The 15404-nt window shown below is 67.5% G+C and carries 21 protein-coding genes, 1 tRNA gene and 1 other RNA gene; 14 read left to right on the forward strand and 9 right to left on the reverse strand.

The window, feature by feature from the left end:
- Nucleotides 1-146: 146 nt before the first annotated feature.
- A complete protein-coding gene (locus tag NO878_RS01220; RefSeq protein ID WP_256404144.1) occupies nucleotides 147-722 on the reverse strand; it encodes a peroxidase-related enzyme in 576 nt (191 codons plus the stop codon).
- A 33-nt stretch (nucleotides 723-755) separates the two neighbouring features.
- Nucleotides 756-1244, reverse strand: coding sequence for a metal-dependent hydrolase (locus tag NO878_RS01225; protein ID WP_256404145.1), 489 nt, complete (start codon nucleotides 1242-1244; stop codon nucleotides 756-758).
- Between the two features lie 88 nt (nucleotides 1245-1332).
- Here NO878_RS01225 and NO878_RS01230 point away from each other — a divergent pair, with 88 nt between their 5' ends.
- The 8 genes from NO878_RS01230 to NO878_RS01265 all read left to right on the forward strand — a co-directional run bounded on the left by NO878_RS01230 (nucleotide 1333) and on the right by NO878_RS01265 (nucleotide 7928).
- A complete protein-coding gene (locus tag NO878_RS01230; protein ID WP_256404146.1) occupies nucleotides 1333-2955 on the forward strand; it encodes a type II/IV secretion system ATPase subunit in 1623 nt (540 codons plus the stop codon).
- Nucleotides 2952-5054, forward strand: coding sequence for a type II secretion system F family protein (locus tag NO878_RS01235; RefSeq protein ID WP_256404147.1), 2103 nt, complete (start codon nucleotides 2952-2954; stop codon nucleotides 5052-5054). The genes NO878_RS01230 and NO878_RS01235 overlap by 4 nt, the downstream gene beginning before the upstream one ends.
- 32 nt (nucleotides 5055-5086) lie before the next feature.
- Complete coding sequence (locus tag NO878_RS01240) at nucleotides 5087-5725, forward strand: class I SAM-dependent methyltransferase (RefSeq protein WP_256404148.1); 639 nt, start codon at nucleotides 5087-5089, stop codon at nucleotides 5723-5725.
- 66 nt (nucleotides 5726-5791) lie between these two features.
- Entirely contained in the window at nucleotides 5792-6826 is a 1035-nt protein-coding gene (locus tag NO878_RS01245) for an NAD(P)/FAD-dependent oxidoreductase (protein ID WP_256404149.1), read from the forward strand.
- Between the two features lie 12 nt (nucleotides 6827-6838).
- Nucleotides 6839-7342 carry a copper resistance protein CopD gene (locus tag NO878_RS01250; protein ID WP_256404150.1) on the forward strand — a complete coding sequence of 168 codons (504 nt, stop codon included), beginning with the start codon at nucleotides 6839-6841 and terminating at the stop codon, nucleotides 7340-7342.
- A 52-nt stretch (nucleotides 7343-7394) separates the two neighbouring features.
- Nucleotides 7395-7465 (forward strand) — tRNA-Gly (locus NO878_RS01255).
- Nucleotides 7436-7675, forward strand: coding sequence for a hypothetical protein (locus NO878_RS01260; protein ID WP_256404151.1), 240 nt, complete (start codon nucleotides 7436-7438; stop codon nucleotides 7673-7675). The genes NO878_RS01255 and NO878_RS01260 overlap by 30 nt, the downstream gene beginning before the upstream one ends.
- Before the next feature lie 130 nt (nucleotides 7676-7805).
- Complete coding sequence (locus NO878_RS01265; RefSeq protein ID WP_256404152.1) at nucleotides 7806-7928, forward strand: hypothetical protein; 123 nt, start codon at nucleotides 7806-7808, stop codon at nucleotides 7926-7928.
- A gap of 72 nt (nucleotides 7929-8000) precedes the next feature.
- Here the strand turns inward: NO878_RS01265 and NO878_RS01270 are convergent, their stop codons facing one another.
- From NO878_RS01270 to NO878_RS01280, 3 genes are all read right to left on the reverse strand, one after another.
- Nucleotides 8001-8126, reverse strand: coding sequence for a hypothetical protein (locus tag NO878_RS01270; RefSeq protein ID WP_256404153.1), 126 nt, complete (start codon nucleotides 8124-8126; stop codon nucleotides 8001-8003).
- Between the two features lie 110 nt (nucleotides 8127-8236).
- An RNA gene (gene ffs, locus NO878_RS01275) (signal recognition particle sRNA) lies at nucleotides 8237-8547 on the reverse strand.
- Nucleotides 8548-8619: 72 nt separating this feature from the next.
- Nucleotides 8620-9030, reverse strand: a complete 411-nt coding sequence (locus NO878_RS01280; RefSeq protein ID WP_256404154.1) for a DUF7548 family protein — start codon at nucleotides 9028-9030, stop codon at nucleotides 8620-8622.
- Between the two features lie 104 nt (nucleotides 9031-9134).
- On the opposite strand from NO878_RS01280, the gene NO878_RS01285 reads away from it, so the two are divergent.
- Nucleotides 9135-9632, forward strand: coding sequence for a LabA-like NYN domain-containing protein (locus NO878_RS01285; RefSeq protein ID WP_256404155.1), 498 nt, complete (start codon nucleotides 9135-9137; stop codon nucleotides 9630-9632).
- A gap of 1 nt (nucleotide 9633) precedes the next feature.
- On the opposite strand, the gene NO878_RS01290 is transcribed toward NO878_RS01285, so the two are convergent.
- Nucleotides 9634-10536: a DUF7847 domain-containing protein gene (locus tag NO878_RS01290; protein WP_256404156.1), complete on the reverse strand. Its 903-nt coding sequence runs from the start codon at nucleotides 10534-10536 to the stop codon at nucleotides 9634-9636.
- Between the two features lie 92 nt (nucleotides 10537-10628).
- On the opposite strand from NO878_RS01290, the gene NO878_RS01295 reads away from it, so the two are divergent.
- Nucleotides 10629-11066, forward strand: coding sequence for a TIGR00725 family protein (locus NO878_RS01295; RefSeq protein WP_256404157.1), 438 nt, complete (start codon nucleotides 10629-10631; stop codon nucleotides 11064-11066).
- On the opposite strand, the gene NO878_RS01300 is transcribed toward NO878_RS01295, so the two are convergent.
- Nucleotides 11063-11434 (reverse strand): SAM-dependent methyltransferase, encoded by a 372-nt coding sequence (locus NO878_RS01300; protein WP_256404158.1) that lies wholly within the window; start codon nucleotides 11432-11434, stop codon nucleotides 11063-11065. The two genes, NO878_RS01295 and NO878_RS01300, sit on opposite strands and share 4 nt — an antisense overlap.
- Before the next feature lie 43 nt (nucleotides 11435-11477).
- Nucleotides 11478-11897: a VOC family protein gene (locus NO878_RS01305; RefSeq protein WP_256404159.1), complete on the reverse strand. Its 420-nt coding sequence runs from the start codon at nucleotides 11895-11897 to the stop codon at nucleotides 11478-11480.
- A 104-nt stretch (nucleotides 11898-12001) separates the two neighbouring features.
- Here NO878_RS01305 and NO878_RS01310 point away from each other — a divergent pair, with 104 nt between their 5' ends.
- Entirely contained in the window at nucleotides 12002-13063 is a 1062-nt protein-coding gene (locus NO878_RS01310; RefSeq protein ID WP_256404160.1) for a LolA family protein, read from the forward strand.
- A gap of 273 nt (nucleotides 13064-13336) precedes the next feature.
- Nucleotides 13337-14233 (forward strand): DUF5794 domain-containing protein, encoded by an 897-nt coding sequence (locus NO878_RS01315; protein WP_256404161.1) that lies wholly within the window; start codon nucleotides 13337-13339, stop codon nucleotides 14231-14233.
- A gap of 39 nt (nucleotides 14234-14272) precedes the next feature.
- Here the strand turns inward: NO878_RS01315 and NO878_RS01320 are convergent, their stop codons facing one another.
- Nucleotides 14273-14713, reverse strand: a complete 441-nt coding sequence (locus NO878_RS01320; protein WP_256404162.1) for a universal stress protein — start codon at nucleotides 14711-14713, stop codon at nucleotides 14273-14275.
- Between the two features lie 101 nt (nucleotides 14714-14814).
- Between NO878_RS01320 and NO878_RS01325 the strand changes: the two genes are divergently transcribed.
- Both NO878_RS01325 and NO878_RS01330 read left to right on the forward strand, forming a co-directional pair.
- Nucleotides 14815-15093, forward strand: a complete 279-nt coding sequence (locus tag NO878_RS01325) for an acylphosphatase (protein ID WP_256404163.1) — start codon at nucleotides 14815-14817, stop codon at nucleotides 15091-15093.
- Between the two features lie 22 nt (nucleotides 15094-15115).
- Nucleotides 15116-15319 carry a DUF8132 family protein gene (locus NO878_RS01330; protein ID WP_256404164.1) on the forward strand — a complete coding sequence of 68 codons (204 nt, stop codon included), beginning with the start codon at nucleotides 15116-15118 and terminating at the stop codon, nucleotides 15317-15319.
- The last annotated feature ends 85 nt before the right edge of the window (nucleotides 15320-15404 follow it).

Here is a 15404-nt window from a genome sequence, read left to right on the forward strand (position 1 = left end):
CGTCGTGATGGACGAAATGCGGAGACATAAGGATTCCGGCACGTCGTGAGAAGTAGTTAGAAATAAAATAATTTTAGATAAAAGACACGAACTAGACGTACGGCGGCCGACGGTGTGACGTCCGTCCACTCTCGTCGGCGGCCGGGCTATTCACCCCCGCGGCCGAGCGTGTGGAACTCGTCGTTCGGGCGCATGTCGGCGAAACTCGCCAGGCGGTTGCTAAGGTTGAAGAAGGCCGTCACGGCGCCGATATCCCAGATTTCGCGCTCGGAGTAGCCGGCCGCACGGAGGGCGTCGAGGTCGTCGTCGGTCACCGCGGCCGGCCGTTCGGTGAGTGTCACCGCCACGTCGAGCATCACGAGACGCTCGTCGCTCACGTCCGCGGTCCGATAGTTGGCGACGAGTTGGTCCGCCAGCGTCGGATCGTCGGCGTAGAGTCGGACGAGTGCGCCGTGTGCAACGTTGCAGTAGTAACAGTGATTCACCCCCGAGACGGCGACGACGATCATCTCCACCTCCTCGCGGTCGAGCGCGGTCTCCTCGACTAAGGCGTCGTGGTAGTCGACGAACGCGCGGAACTGCTCGGGGGCGTACGCCATCGCCGCGAAGACGTTCGGCGTAAAGCCCGCCCGCTCGGTCTCGGCGTCGATACGCTCCCGCAGGTCGGCGGGCAGGTCGGCACGGTCGGGCACCGGGAATCGGGCCATCGCCTCGTCGTTCATGCGCTCTCGTGGGGCGGCCGGGGACAAAAGCGCTCACCCCACCCGCGCCGTGAGAAGGGCCGCGGCCGCGGTGGCACAGACGCCGAGTGCGAGAAGGAGGTAGTTGGCGAGTGTGTTGTCCGCACGCGTAAGCGAGAGCGAGAACGACCGACCGGACAGCGGCCAGAGCAGAGGCACGCCCGCGGGTGTCAGGGCGTCCGCGAGGAGGTGTGCGAGTACTGTGAGGGCGCCGACAGCGAAGCCGAACGGGACGAGCGTGGTGTGGCCGCCGTCGACGACGACGGCGAGGACGGTACCCGCACCGGCCCCAACGGCGCCCATCAGGGCGGCGAAGGCGAGCGTGTGGGTCAATCCGCGGTGGGTGAGACCGGGAATCCGGTGGTCGACATCGGGCAGCATCGCCAACCAGAGCATGACACCGCCGCCGACGACGGCGAGGTCAGGGCGGCCGGCGAGCACGAGGGCGGCACCGGGGAGCGCGAAGACGAGCAACGAGACACCCAGGTGCCCGCGTCGGTACACGTCCGGACGTGATCCCACGGGGACCAGAACCTTTCGGCCGGGGGTAGGCGCACGTTTAAGTCAATTCCTCGCATAGCGCCCACGAACGATGTCAGGGGACGCGGTATCGGGCTCCGACGGGCCGTTCGAGTCGCTCCGACGACGGGTCGTCCGCACCTACGAGATGCTCCGCGGGTCGAGTATCGACGCCCGCCCGTTCCGCCCAGGCGAGGACGGCCCGCTGGCGCGTTTCGACGTGCCGCCGACCCACGAGGAACTCGACCGGTACTGGGTGAACGCCCCCTTCGCCTACGTGGTGATCACCCACGATACCGCGGAGAGCGAACACCGGTACCACGCGGTCGAACCCGAGTTGAACGCCTTCGAGTCCGGCCTGCTCGAACGGGTTCGCGAGGACATTCGCGACCCGCTTCTCTTCCGCTCCGAGGACGAGAATCCGACCGACGAGGCGATCATCGAGGGCGAACTCGAATCGCTGCTGGAGGAGTACGGCGTGGAAGTGGATATGCGAACGTTCCACAAACTCCGCTACTACCTGGTTCGGGACTTCAACGGCTTCGGGCGCCTCGACCCACTCATGCACGACCAGCACATCGAGGACGTGTCGTGTGACGGCTACGACCTCCCAATTTTCGTCTATCACGACCAGTACACCGACGTGGCGACGAACGTGGTCTTCGAGGACCCCGACGAACTTGACAACTACGTCGTCAGACTCGCCCAGCAGTCCGGCCGGCACATCAGCGTCGGTGACCCCGTCGTCGGGACGACGCTGCCCGACGGCTCCCGGGTCGAACTCGCTCTCGGCGAGGAGGTGACCCCCCGGGGGTCGGCTTTCACCATCCGCCAATACGCCGACGACCCGTTCACCCCTATCGACCTCATCGAGTACGGCACCTTCAGCGTCGAGCAGATGGCGTACCTGTGGCTGGCCATCGAGAACAACAAGTCGCTGATCTTCGCCGGCGGCACGGCGTCGGGAAAGACCACCTCGATGAACGCGGTGTCGATGTTCGTCCCGCCGCGCTCGAAGGTGCTCTCCATCGAGGACACCCGCGAACTGTCGCTGTATCACGACAACTGGCTATCGAGTGTCACCCGGGAGCGACTCCACGAGGGCGCCGACATCGACATGTACGACCTGTTGCGCTCGGCGCTCCGTCACCGCCCCGAGTACATCATCGTCGGCGAGGTGCGTGGCGGCGAGGCCGTGACGCTGTTTCAGGCAATGAACACCGGCCACACGACGTTCTCGACGATGCACGCCGACAGCATCGAGACGGTGATCAACCGACTGGAGAACGAGCCGATCAACGTCCCCCGGGCGATGATCCAGTCGCTCGACTTGCTCTGTGTCCAGCGGCTCACCCGCCTCGACGGCGAGCGAGTGCGGCGCTCCGACGCGATCAGCGAGATTGGGGGGATCGACCAACGAACCGGCGAACTCGACTACTCCAACGCCTTCCGCTGGGACGCCGACACGGACACCTTCGACCGACAGGACAGCTCCCTCCTCGACGAGATTCAAGACGACCGCGGCTGGTCGCGCACGCGCCTCTTAGAGGAACTCCGTGACCGACGTCGGTTCCTCACCGCTCTGCTAGAGCAGGGAATCACCGACTACCGGCGCTTTACCGCCCTCGTCAACGAGTACTACGCCGACTCGGAACGGGTTCTCGACCGCATCGACGCCGAGGCCGAGACGCAGTGATCGCACATCTCCTCCCGCTGGTCGTGGTCGTCGTCCTCGCCCTGCCGGTCCTCCTCTCGCCGGTGAGTCGTCGGGCGGACCTGCTCGTCTCCCGACTGGCGGTGCCCCTCTTCGGCGACTACGTGGGCCGGAGTCCTCGGCGGTCTTGGCAACTGTCGCGGTTGCGCGCCACCCACGTTGGCACCACCCATCGGGTGTTCGCCTCGCGGACGCTGCTCGTCAGCGGCCTCGCGGGCGTCGTGGGCGCCATCCTCGGTGTCTACGCCGCCGTCTGGCTGGTCGATCTCTTCTCGATCAGCCGCGCGGTCATCTTTGCGGTCGTCCCGGGACCGCTCTCCTTTCTCGCCGGCCTGACGCGACTCCAGGATCTGACCCTTCTTGGCCTGTTCGTCCTCTTTCTCTTCTTCGGAGCGACCCTCGGGTCGGCCCTGGCTCTCGGCACGTACTGGGCCCGGTGGACGTATCTCGATCAGTTGGCGAACGCACGGGCCAGCGAGATTGAGGCGACGCTCCCCCGGACCATCGCCTTCGTCTACGCGCTCTCACGGAGCGGGATGCCCTTCCCCGCGGTCCTAGATACCCTCGCCCGCAACGACGACATCTACGGCGAGGCCGCCCGTGAGGTTGGGGTCGCAGTTCGCGATATGAACGCCTTCTCGACGGACATCCTGACGGCGCTGCGGCACACGGCCGACCGGACGCCAAGCGAGGGATTAGAGGAGTTCGTCGACAATCTCGCGAGCGTCCTCGGGAGCGGCCGAAACCTCTCCTCGTTCCTCCGCGAGCAGTACGAGCGGTACCAAGAGGAAGCCGAATCCCAACAAGAGCAGTATCTCGAACTCGTCTCGACGCTCGCGGAGGTGTACGTGACCGTCCTGGTCGCCGGCCCGCTGTTCCTGATCACCGTCCTCGTCGTCATCGGCCTCGTCATCGAGGACACGCTCACGGTCGTCCGCATCGTCGGCTACGCCGGTATCCCGCTGGCCTCCGCGGCCTTCGTCGTCTACATCGATAGCCTCACCCAACACGACACGGCGCTGACGAACGTCCGCCACGACGTCGCCAGCGTCGGCACCCGCGACGGCGCGACGACCGATTCGGCTCGCTCCGACGGCGGGGTGGGACTCGGCACGGCCGTCACCGACGGTCAGCGGCGCAACGCCGAACGCCTCGCGGCCTACGACAGCCTGCGGGCGTTCCGTGACTGGCTCCGCGACCCGATCCGGGGGGTCCTCGAACGCCCGTGGATCAGTCTCGTGGTGACTCTCCCGCTCGGCGTCGGCTGGGTGCTGTTTCGCTCGGTCCCGATCCCTCTCGGTCCCTCGGCACTCGGGGTGCTCGATCACCCCGTCATCGAAGCCTCGGTGTTCGCCATGGCCGTCTTCGCGGCGCTTCACGAGACGCACAAACGCCGTATCCGGCGACTCGAACGGGCGGTCCCGGACTTCCTCGACCGCCTGGCGAGTGTCAACGAGGCGGGCATGACCGTCGTCGAGAGCATCGAACGCGTCGCTGGCACCGACCTCGGCGGCCTCGAAGACGAGGTGGAGCGCACCTGGCGGGACATCCACTGGGGGGCCGACGCCGGCGACGCACTCCGCCGACTCGCCATCCGGACCCGCACCCGGATGGTCTCACAGGCGGTCACCCTCATCACGAACGCGATGGACGCCAGCGGCGACATCGCGCCCGTCCTCCGCATTGCCGCCGACGAGGCCCAGGCGACGCGGCGCCTCCGCCGCGAGCGTCAACAGGAGATGCTCACCTACATCCTCGTCATCTACATCTCGGTGCTCGTCTTCCTCGGCATCATCGCCGCGCTGACCGTCGCCTTCATCCCCGCAGTTCAGGAGGCAGCGGGCACCACGGCAGCCACGCCCGCGAACGCCCCCAACGTGGGGGTGACAGGTGCCTTCGCCGGCACCGAGGTGAACACCGGTGCGTACGAACTCGTCTTCTTCCACATCTCCGCCGTCCAGGCGGTCTGTTCGGGGCTGATCGCCGGGCAACTCGCCGAGGGTGGAATCGCGGACGGCGTGAAACACGCGGCCGGGCTACTCGGCCTGACGTATCTCGTGTTCGCGCTCGTGTTGCTCTAAGGGCTTATCCGCATCCAGGTCGAGAGACGGTCATGGACGCCCCGGAGCCACGTCACACGTACGACCGCATCGCGGAACATTTCGCCGTGACGCGCGAACATCCGTGGCCGGAGGTCGAATCCTTCGTCGCCGACGCGGCCCCCGTCGCGCTGGCGTTCGACCTCGGCTGCGGGAACGCCCGCCACGCGGAGGTGCTCACCGACGTCGCCGACCGCGTCCTCGGACTCGACGCCAGCCGCGGCCTCCTGCGGACCGCTCAGGACCGCCGAGCGGAGCGCGGATTCGGGGTCGACCTGCTCCACGGAGACGCGGCGAACCTCCCGATTCGTCCTGGACAGGTTGGTCTCGCCGTCTACGTCGCGACGCTCCACCACCTCCGCCCGCGAGAGCGGCGGATCGAGAGCCTTGACGAACTCGCCCGGGTCCTCGCACCAGGCGGTCGGGCTCTCGTCGGCGTCTGGAGCACGACCCACGACCGTTTCGACGCGACAACCGGCTTCGATACGACTGTCGACTGGACGCTCCCCGACGGCGAGACGCTCCCTCGGTACTACCACATCTACGACCCCACCGAGTTCGACGAGGATCTGGCCGCGAGCGAGCTCACTTCCTTCGACCGCTTTCAGTCGAGTGGCAACTGCTACGCCGTCGTTGGCCCCGCGTCGGGCTGACCGGTCGGGACGGGTGCGCGCACAGACGTGATGGACTTAACCCCTCGGCGTCGATACTAGAGATCGATGAGCGACACGCACGACTACGACGTCGCCGTCGTCGGTGGGGGACCGGCCGGCCTGACTGCCGCGCTCTACGCGACCCGTCTCGGGCTGGACACCGTCCTCGTGGACCGCGGTGGCGGCCGTGCGGCCATGATGCAGGATACGCACAACGTCATCGGCGTCACCGAGGACGTCTCCGGCGGTGAGTTCCTCCAGACGGCGCGCGAACAGGTGCAAGCCTACGGTGCGACTTTCCACCGCGGGTTCGTCTCGGGAATCGACCGCCGCGACGACGACCGGACCTTCGCCCTCGAAACCGACGACGCGGTGATCGGTGTCGACCGGGTGGTCCTCGCCACCGGCTTCTCCGACGTCAGACCCGATCCCCCGCTGCCCCGGACGGGACGAGGGCTTCACTACTGTCTGCACTGTGACGCCTACATGTTCGTCGACGAGTCGGTGTACGTGATGGGTCACGGCGACAGCGCCGCCTACGTCGCCATGATCATGCTCAACTTCACCGACGAGGTTGACCTCCTCACCCGCGGTGACGACCCGACCTGGAGCGACGAGACCGACCGGATGCTCCGTGCTCACCCCATCGACGTGATCCACGAGGAGATCACCGGGATGAACCGCGGCGCCGACGGCTGGCTGGAGAGCTTCGAGTTCGAAGACGGGACTGTTCGCGAGTACCGCGGCGGCTTTCCCATGTACGGCTCCGAGTACAACAACGACCTCCCGGCCGAGATTGGCTGTGACCTGAACGACGACGGCACCGTCCAGGTCGACGACCACGGCCGGACGAGCGTCGATGGGGTCTACGCTGTCGGCGACCTCGTCGCCGGCCACAACCAGATCCCCGTCGCCATGGGACAGGGCGCGAAAGCCGGGATCGCGATCCATATGGACCTGCGGCCGTTCCCCCGGAGCGTCGAGGAGATCGAGGCGGAGGGCGCCGTCGACGCCGATGAGGTACCCGCCGTCTCGGCGTCGCTCCGCGAGACTGCCCGCGCCTTCCGCGAGGAAGCCGTCGAGTCGCCGGCCGACGACTGAGCCACGCGACCGATGGCGCTCGTCGTCCCCCTCTCTTATATCGTCCACGTCGTCTCGGCCGCGCTCTGGACCGGCGGCGTCCTCTATGCCGTGTACGCGGTCCTTCCGGCGGCGTCGACCGGCGACCTCTCGCCGGCCGCCTTCGAGCGAAGCGTCGACGGCCTCCTCCAAGTGACCCGGTGGACGGGGGTCGCCCTGCCGCTCACCGGCGCCTACCAGCTGTGGCTGCGCTACCCCCTCCCCCGGCTGTTCGGGACGACCGCTGGCCACCTCGTCCTCGGGATGGCGGCGCTGTGGACCGTGATGAACGGGCTGATCGAACTCGGCGTCTACCGCATGTGCCAAGCCCACGGCGACCCGCCCGGACTCGGGGCGTACTTCACCCGGGGGTTCGCCGTCGGCAACGACGCCGATGTGCCGACCCTCGCCGGCGTCGGCCGGCCGTACCTTCTCGGCGCGGCCGCGCTTGCCGCCCTCCTCCTCGTCGACGCTGCGCTCTTGGCCGGGGGCGTGTGACGCCGCCCGGTAACGTAACTGCCTTATCCTCCCGTCCAGAAACGGTTCATAGGCGCCGGTGGTCTAGTGGTAGGACCTGAGCCTTCCAAGCTCATGGCCCGGGTTCAAATCCCGGCCGGCGCACTCCGACCTTTTGCTACGCTCGCTTCGCTCGCTCGCAAAAGCTCGACCAAAAGCCTGCGAGCCTCCCTCCGGTCGGCTCTCGGCCCGCTCGCTCACTACGTTCGCTCGCGGTTCTCGACGATGATGATGAATGCGATCAAGCGACGGATGCCTGACGAGACCGACGACAAGTCAGCCACCGACGCCGCTTCAGAACGGGAGTGCGAGTAGTGCCACTCCGATGAGCGGGACCGCCCAGTATCTCCTCGCGCTCTATATCGCCGAGCAGCGACACTCGCCGCCCGTCTCCGCCGGCGTGGTGGCCGATCTTGTCGACTGATCCCAGGCCACGGCGACGCAGATGCTTCAGGACCTCGACGCTCACGAGTTCGAGGCCATGGAGATGGCAGGGCCGACCGACCCCACGGTGGCCGGACGGGTCACCGAACTGCTGCCCTACGAGTCGGTGCCGGGCGACGACTGAGGGACGTCGGCCAACAGCGATGGCGTCGACTGGGAGAGCGGTATCGACGCAGAATCGCGTCCAGCGGACAGATCAGGTCGGCGTGTACTGACAGGCGTCGTCCCGCCCGTCCTCGCAGAGTCGTTCGAGCGTGTGGCAAGCGCGGTCGTTTCCGTCACTGCACTCGTCGCGGAGTAGTGCCATGTCTTCTTGCTTCATCGTTGGTGTCTCGTACCATGTTAACTAATGCCGTGGTATTTATAATCATCGACCGGGCATAGTTCGCCGGTATCGGAGACGGAGCAGTCGCTCGGTGTGAGAAGGTACGAATGTGGACGGCAGGATTGCCCGGCGTTCCGGTCCGGGGAGTCCCGGTCGCCTCCTCCACCCCGCGATCCTGCGAGCGACGGGCGTCCGACGGTGGGCTGCTCGCTTCCGCGCCTGACCCGGTTCCGCCGACGAACCACGACAGAGCGTCCCTGCAGACGCACGCCGTGGACCGCTGTCCCCGAAGGACGAGGCTTCCACGTTGGCTTCCGGGGCCCGAATCGGTCTGACCGGACGCACCCGGGTTCGGTCCCCGCTGAAGACCGTAGTGCGGGCGGTGGAGCAGGGCCTAACTGCCCGACCTAGTCCACTCCGAGATACGCCGCTTCCTCTTAAGGGCCTTTCGACTTGGCGATCCGAGCGTGGGTCCGTCGGTCGATCCGTCTCAATCGAGAATCGCCCAAGCGTAGAGCGCCGCCGCGAGCGGGACGACCCCCGTGACCGCGACGACGATCCACCGGAGGCCCGTGATCCACGACGCCGGGAAGCCAAAGAGCGGATCGAGGGGGGCCGCGATTGCCCACCAGAGCGCGACGACGAAGGCGACGACCCCGAGCGGGACGGCGATGCCGGCGGCAGTCGTCGGGTCCGTCCGGCCGCGAGCGCCCGCGATGAACACGATGCCACCGACGAGCGCGAGCGCGAGGACGGTTCCGACCCCGAGTGGGCCGCTAGTGTAGTATCGTCCGAGTTCGGTCCCCCAGTCGGGAAAGAGGGCGAACGGGAGCGCGAGAACGACGACGACGGCGAGACAGCCGACAATGCCGAGAACGGGGGCGGCCTGCTCGGTGCGCATGTCGCTTCCTGTCCGCGCCGGCGGGTTAAATCGCACGTATCGCCGCCACACGCCGACGGGTATGAGCAAGAATTTAATCGGGCGCGTCCTCAGTATCGAACAACGTGACCGATATCCACGCGAACCAGCGCGTCGCGATGCTCGCGGACGCGCAGAACCTCTATCACTCCGCACAGAGTCTCTACTCTCGAAACATCGACTACTCGGCGTTGCTCTCGAAGGGCGTCGCCGACCGCGAACTCGTGCGGGCCATCGCCTACGTCATCCGTGCGGACTCGCCCGAGGAGGAGCGCTTTTTCGAGGCGCTCGAGGATATCGGCTTCGAGCGAAAGATCAAGGATATCAAGACCTTCGGCGACGGCACGAAGAAGGCTGACTGGGACGTGGGCATCAGCCTCGACGCCGTGACCCTCGCCAATCACGTCGACGTGGTCGTGTTGTGTACCGGCGACGGCGACTTCTCTCGGCTCTGCTCGCACCTTCGCCACGAGGGCGTCCGTGTCGAGGTGATGGCCTTTGGGTCCTCGACGGCCGACGAACTCGTCGAGGCTGCCGACTCCTTCATGGACCTCGCCGAGCGCGAGGAGACGTTTCTGCTGTAATCTACCACTCCTCGTCGAGGACACGCTCCTCAATAGACCGGTCGTTCGACCGGTAGATGGCGGTGGCGTACGTCAGCCGGAAGGCCACCAGCAGCGCCGTCATCGCCACCGAGACGAGCGACAGCGCGAGGACCTCCGGCGTCGAGAGTCCCAGCCCCCCGCTCGCCAGGACGTCGCCGAGCGCCGCCGTCCCGTTCGCGGCTTCGGGACCGGCCGCTGGCCCGCCCGGACTCATCCCGCCGCCAATCGGTCCGGGGCTGCCCCCCGATCCGGCCTCCGACGTGGCGAAGTTGTAGGCGGCGACGCCCGTGACCGGGAGGGCCGCCAGCGCGCCAACTAGCAGTGTCACGGCCGTGAACCCGAGCGCTCCGACGAGGTTCGAACGGACGAAGTCGACGCTCTCGGTGACGGCCTCGACCGGCCCGGCGTCGTCAACGACGACGATGACGGGGTAAAACTGGATCAGGAAGAGCACGGCGAGATAGACGAAGGCAACGATCACGACGAGCGCGGCGCCGACGACGGCGCCCGCGCCGCTCCCGCCGGTGACGAGGAGGGCGATGGCGAGCAGGACGAGGACGATACCGAAGGCGAGTTTGACGCCGAATTCGAGCAGTGTGGCGAGCAACAGGGCGACGTACCGATCCTTGCCGACCGCGACGAGTTCGTCGAGGGAGGTGGTGTCGTCCAGCCCCGCCCGCGCCATCCCGACGACTCCGGCGAGCACGAACGGGGTGACGAAGAAGGTGAGGATCTGGAGCAGCGCCGGCGCGATGGGGACGCCGGCCAACTGGAGGGCTCGCTGGGGCATGACCACGAGACCGTAGCACAGGCCTCCGAGGACGAGGACGGGGTGTCGACGGAGGGCGTCGACGGCCGTCCGGAGGGACGCTATCGCTGACATACTCGGGTACGCGGTCAACTGACACATAACTGTATGTGGTCGACCGACGACGGGGCCGAACGCATTTCCCGGCCCCGCGCGACCTTCGCCCCATGCGCGTCAGCGTCATCGGCGGGAGCACCGTCGACGAGCGGACGGCCGAGCGGACCCGGACCCTGGGTGAACTGCTCGGAGAACGGGGACACGTCGTCGTCTGTGGCGGCCTCGGTGGCGTCATGGAGGCGGTCTGTGCAGGGGCGACCCGAGCCGGCGGCGAGACGGTCGGCATCCTCCCGACGGCCGACCCCGACGACGCCAACGCGTACGTCGATACCGCCATCGCGACGGGGATGGGACACGCTCGAAACGCGATGGTCGTGATGAACGGTGACGCCGTTGTCGCCGTCGACGGCGGTCCGGGGACGCTCTCGGAACTCGGCTTCGCGGGCGTTTTCGACCGGCCGGTCGCGGGACTCGACACCCACAATGTCGACGGCGTCGAGGCCGTCGAGACGCCCGCGGCGGCCGTCGACTACGTGGAGAACGCTTAGAGCGTCGCCTTCAGATCCACGACCGGGCTTCCGTCGGCCATGTCGACGCCATGGAGACGGAGGCGGCCAGCCGCGGGGTCGACCGACACTACCGTACACTCGGTGATACAGACGGGGTTGGGACGGGCCGGAGAGCGCGAGGTAAACACGCCGCGGTCGGCGTTTCGATCTAGCGTCAGGACGTCTTGGTCGGCGCGGTCGGCCCACCAAACGACCACGACCCGCTCGGCGTCGAACCCGGTGAGACCCTCACGGTACGCCGGGTCGACGTCGACGATGCCCTCGGCGTCGCTGTGGGGTCCCTGCCGCGGTGCTTCGCTAGTCGTTTCGAAGGGCGTGTGGACGGTCCCGATGGGGGAACACTCCATAGCGGGCGATGCGGGCCAACGCGCAAAAACACACGGGGGCCGCTCAGGCCTCGAGCACTTCGACGAGATTCCCCTCCGGGTCGCGAACGAAGAGGATTCGGGTCCCGCTCTCGGTCGTCCGTGGTTCGCTGAGGGTAGTGACGTCGGGCGCGAGGCCGGCGTAGAAGGCATCGAGGTCGTCGACGGCTAGGCCGAGGTGCGTGACACCGGGGCGATTGACCGTCCCGTCGTCGGTAGCGTCCCCCTCGGGGTCGTACTCGACGAGTTCGATCCGGGCGCCGTCCGCGTCGAAGTGGGCGAACCGGCCGGTGGCGCCGTCGACGCCGACGGCGTCGGCGAACGCCTCGCCCGAGACGGCGAAGCGCTCGGGATTGTCGAAGTCGAAGGTGTCGCGGTAGAACTCGACCGCACGGTCCAAGTCGGAGACGGTTACGCCGAAGTGGTGGGCAGCGAGTCGGGTCACGTCGTCCGGTCGGCCGGCGACGTATAGTATCCTTTGAAACCTGTGGCAGACGACGCCGATACGGCCAGGGCAACCTTCTTTGAAACGCGACCGTACTGATAATCATGCGACCGACACTCGGCGGGTGGCGCCGCTTGGCGCTCTTGGTTATCGTGGTCATCGCCCTCGTGACGGTGGCGGGCGCCGCGACGACCGGTACCGACGACGGGCAGCCTTCGGGCGAGTCGGTGCTGAACGATACACGCGAGCGATACGCGGCCGCGGACAGCGTCGTCGTGACGGCGAACGTGACCGTCGACAACGGGAGCGCGAACCACACGGCGACCGTCGAGTTCGCCGCCGCGGGCAACCAGTCCCGGAGTGTCGTCACGACTGACAACGCCACCTACCGGACCGGTGTCAACGAGACGGTCGCGTGGTACGTCGGCCCCAATCGCAGCACCGCCGTCGAGCGCGGTGTGGCCGGCCGCGTGGGTGGCGTCGACCCTGCCGGCAACGCCTCTGCGGAAAACGCCTCGGCATCCGTCGCCCCGTCGAACTGGTCGGCTGACGACGCCAACCTGAGCGTCACGTACCTGCGTCAGGGGAGCGACGACGGAACGGACGCCCACGTAATCGAGGTTCGGCCGGACGACGCCGACGCCCGGACCACGGCGACCGTCTGGGTCGCTGTCGACGACTCGCGACTCCTGCGGCTCGAGGCGACCGACGAGACGAACACCACCGTGATCGACTACCGCGAGACGCGGTTCAACGCGAGCGTCCACGACAGCACCTTCGATCCGCCGAGTGATCGTCTCTCGATCACCGCGGTCGAGCGCTACGACGCCTTCGACACGGCACAGGCGAACACGAGCCTCGACCTCCCGCGCCTGGACGCCGAGTTCCACAACGCGACGGTTCTCACGCGGGCCGCGGGGACTCACGCTGCCCAGCGATACCGCGACGACGGCGACGACGTGACCGTCGTCTCGACGACGACGGACCGCGAGTTCAACCGGTCGGCGGACAACGTCACCAGCGTGACGGTCGACGGCCACGAGGCGAACGCGACGACCGTCGGCGACGCCGCCGTGGTCTACTGGGAGGCCGACGGCGTGACCACGGCCGTCGTCGTTGAGGGAAGCGAGGATCGGGCTGTCTCGTTGGCCCGGCGACTGGACTGAGTCGTCGACCACCGCGACCGTTACGCCCCTCGGCGTGCGGCCTCGTCCCACGCAACGTTTAATATTGTCGTGGCCTCACCTGTATCTATGGCTTCGAAGCGTTCCATCGCCACGCGCACTGCCGCTCGGACGAGTTCCGTCGAGAACTCCGGCATCTTTACAGCGCTGGCGAATTTCAAACGCTTCGGAACCGGAATGAACGTCTCCGACCGATCTGATAGGTCGCGGGCGTTACACCACCGGTCGGCCGATGGTTACGGCCGCTAGCGTGGTATGAGCGTCTCTCAACACCCGATCGCACTCCGCCTCGAGCGGCGGGTCGGTGGTGCGACGAAGCTCCTCGCGACGGTGATGATGCTCCCCCTGATCGACGGGATCTTCCCTGCGCTGATCCTGGCCGGGGCGCTTACCTACCCGTTCGGCATCCTCGAAACCGGCCTCCTCATCTTCGGTGGGTCGGCTACCGTCGCCGTCGTCCTCGCCGAGATGGACGGCTCGCCCCGTGAGCGACTGCGCGCCATCGCGCTGTTGGCGCTCGTTCTTCTCCCGGCGGCGGCCGCGGAGGCTGCTCTGGCTCCGACGATCCAGAGCTTGATCGACATGGCGGTCTTCGAGCGCTTCGCTGGCCTCGTCATCCTGACCGTCGCGGCCAAGACGGCGAGCGCACGCATCGGCGAGTACCTCCCCCGGCCGGCGGTCATCATCGGCCTGGGGCTAATCGCCAGCCTCCAGCCTGCGGGGGCGTCCGTGGCGTTCGTGACCGATCCCGGCCTCGTCGTCCGCGGCGTCGCCGCCGCCGGCGTCGGCGTCGGCTTCGCTATGCTGATCGCAGCCCTCGGGCCGGTCCTGCAGGAGTCGGTCGACCTCGATCTGTTCCGGTTCGGGAGCGCCGTCGCCCTCGGCATGCTAGCGCTCTCCGTGTTAGGCTTGATGCCCACCGAGGCACCCGTTGCACTCGGCGTCCTCTGTGTGACGGCGCTGTTCTCCTTCGACCCCGGTCGCGCCTCGTCGCCGGAGACCGACGCGGACGACGAGAGCGACGCGGTGGACCCGGACCCCGAGCCGTCGGCGGACGCCGCCGACGACGAGGCCGACACCCCTGCCACCGAGGACGAGGGCCGCCCCTCGCCGTTCCCCGTCGAGGAGGAGTCCCGCGCCCCGTGGCTCTGACCGGTTGCCGTCCCGCGGCGTGACCGCGGTGGTCGACGACTACCGCTCCGAGTCGTCCGACGACCGGACGGTGAGGACGGGCACCGACGACGACCGGACGATCCGTTCCGTGACACTCCCGAGCAGGTAGCGGTCGATTCCCTGCCGACCGTGGGTTCCCATCACGATCAGGTCGGCGCCGACCTCGTCGGCGTGGTCGAGGATCGAGCGATGCACGGCCCCCTCGACGACGGCCGTGTCGACCTCGACACCCGCATCGGCCGCCGTCCCCTCGACACTCGTCACGGCCTGCGATCCCTCCTCCCGCAACGCCTCGACGACCGTCGGCGTACTCTCACCGAGCACTCCGTAGGACCCGCTGTCGACGACGTACAACGCGTAGATGTGGGCGTCGTATCGGTCGGCCAGATCCACCGCGTGCTCGACCGCCGCCGCCGAGGCGTCGCTCCCGTCTGTCGGCACCAAGATGTTCCGGTACATACACGTCGATAACTCGGCCGATGGCCGTAGTGTTGTCGGCGACCGGCGCGGTTCGGGGCGTCGGCTTCGGGTTTTTACCGGTGGATCACGAACGGTTTGTTATGAGCGAGCGAGTCCGAGCCCGCGTCTTCGTATCGGGGCGGGTGCAAGGCGTCTACTACCGCGCGAACACCCGCGACGCCGCGAGAGCGAGGGACGTCGACGGATGGGTACGCAACTTGGACGACGGGCGGGTTGAGGCCGTCTTCGAGGGCGACGAGGCGGCCGTTGAGTCGATGATCGAGTGGTGTCACACCGGCAGTCCCGCCGCGGACGTTCGGGACGTCGACGTGACCTACGAGGAGTCGGACGGCGAGTCGGGATTCGCCATCCGCCGATGATCAACCGGAGGCACCGGCGGGCGTGAGTTCGGTCGTCAAACTCGTGGCCGGCGGCATCGGTGCCGTGGGCCTCGCCGTGACGCTCGGCGCGGGCTATCTCGTCGTTCGCGGTCCCTTTCTCGGCGGCCCAACGCTGGAACCGCCGGCCCTGCTCGCGATGCTCGGGGCGTTCGTCGTCGGTATTACCGTAGCAGCCTGGGGCGCGACACGCTACGCCAGACTGTAGCCGGTCGGGCGACGGCGCGTGGTTTCGATCCGGTCGATTCGTCGCCACCCGAGGAAGGCTTATCCGTGTGTAATACTGATGTGGT

It is taken from the genome of Haloplanus ruber, assembly GCF_024494725.1.
In the GTDB taxonomy this organism is placed as follows: Archaea; Halobacteriota; Halobacteria; order Halobacteriales; family Haloferacaceae; genus Haloplanus; species Haloplanus ruber.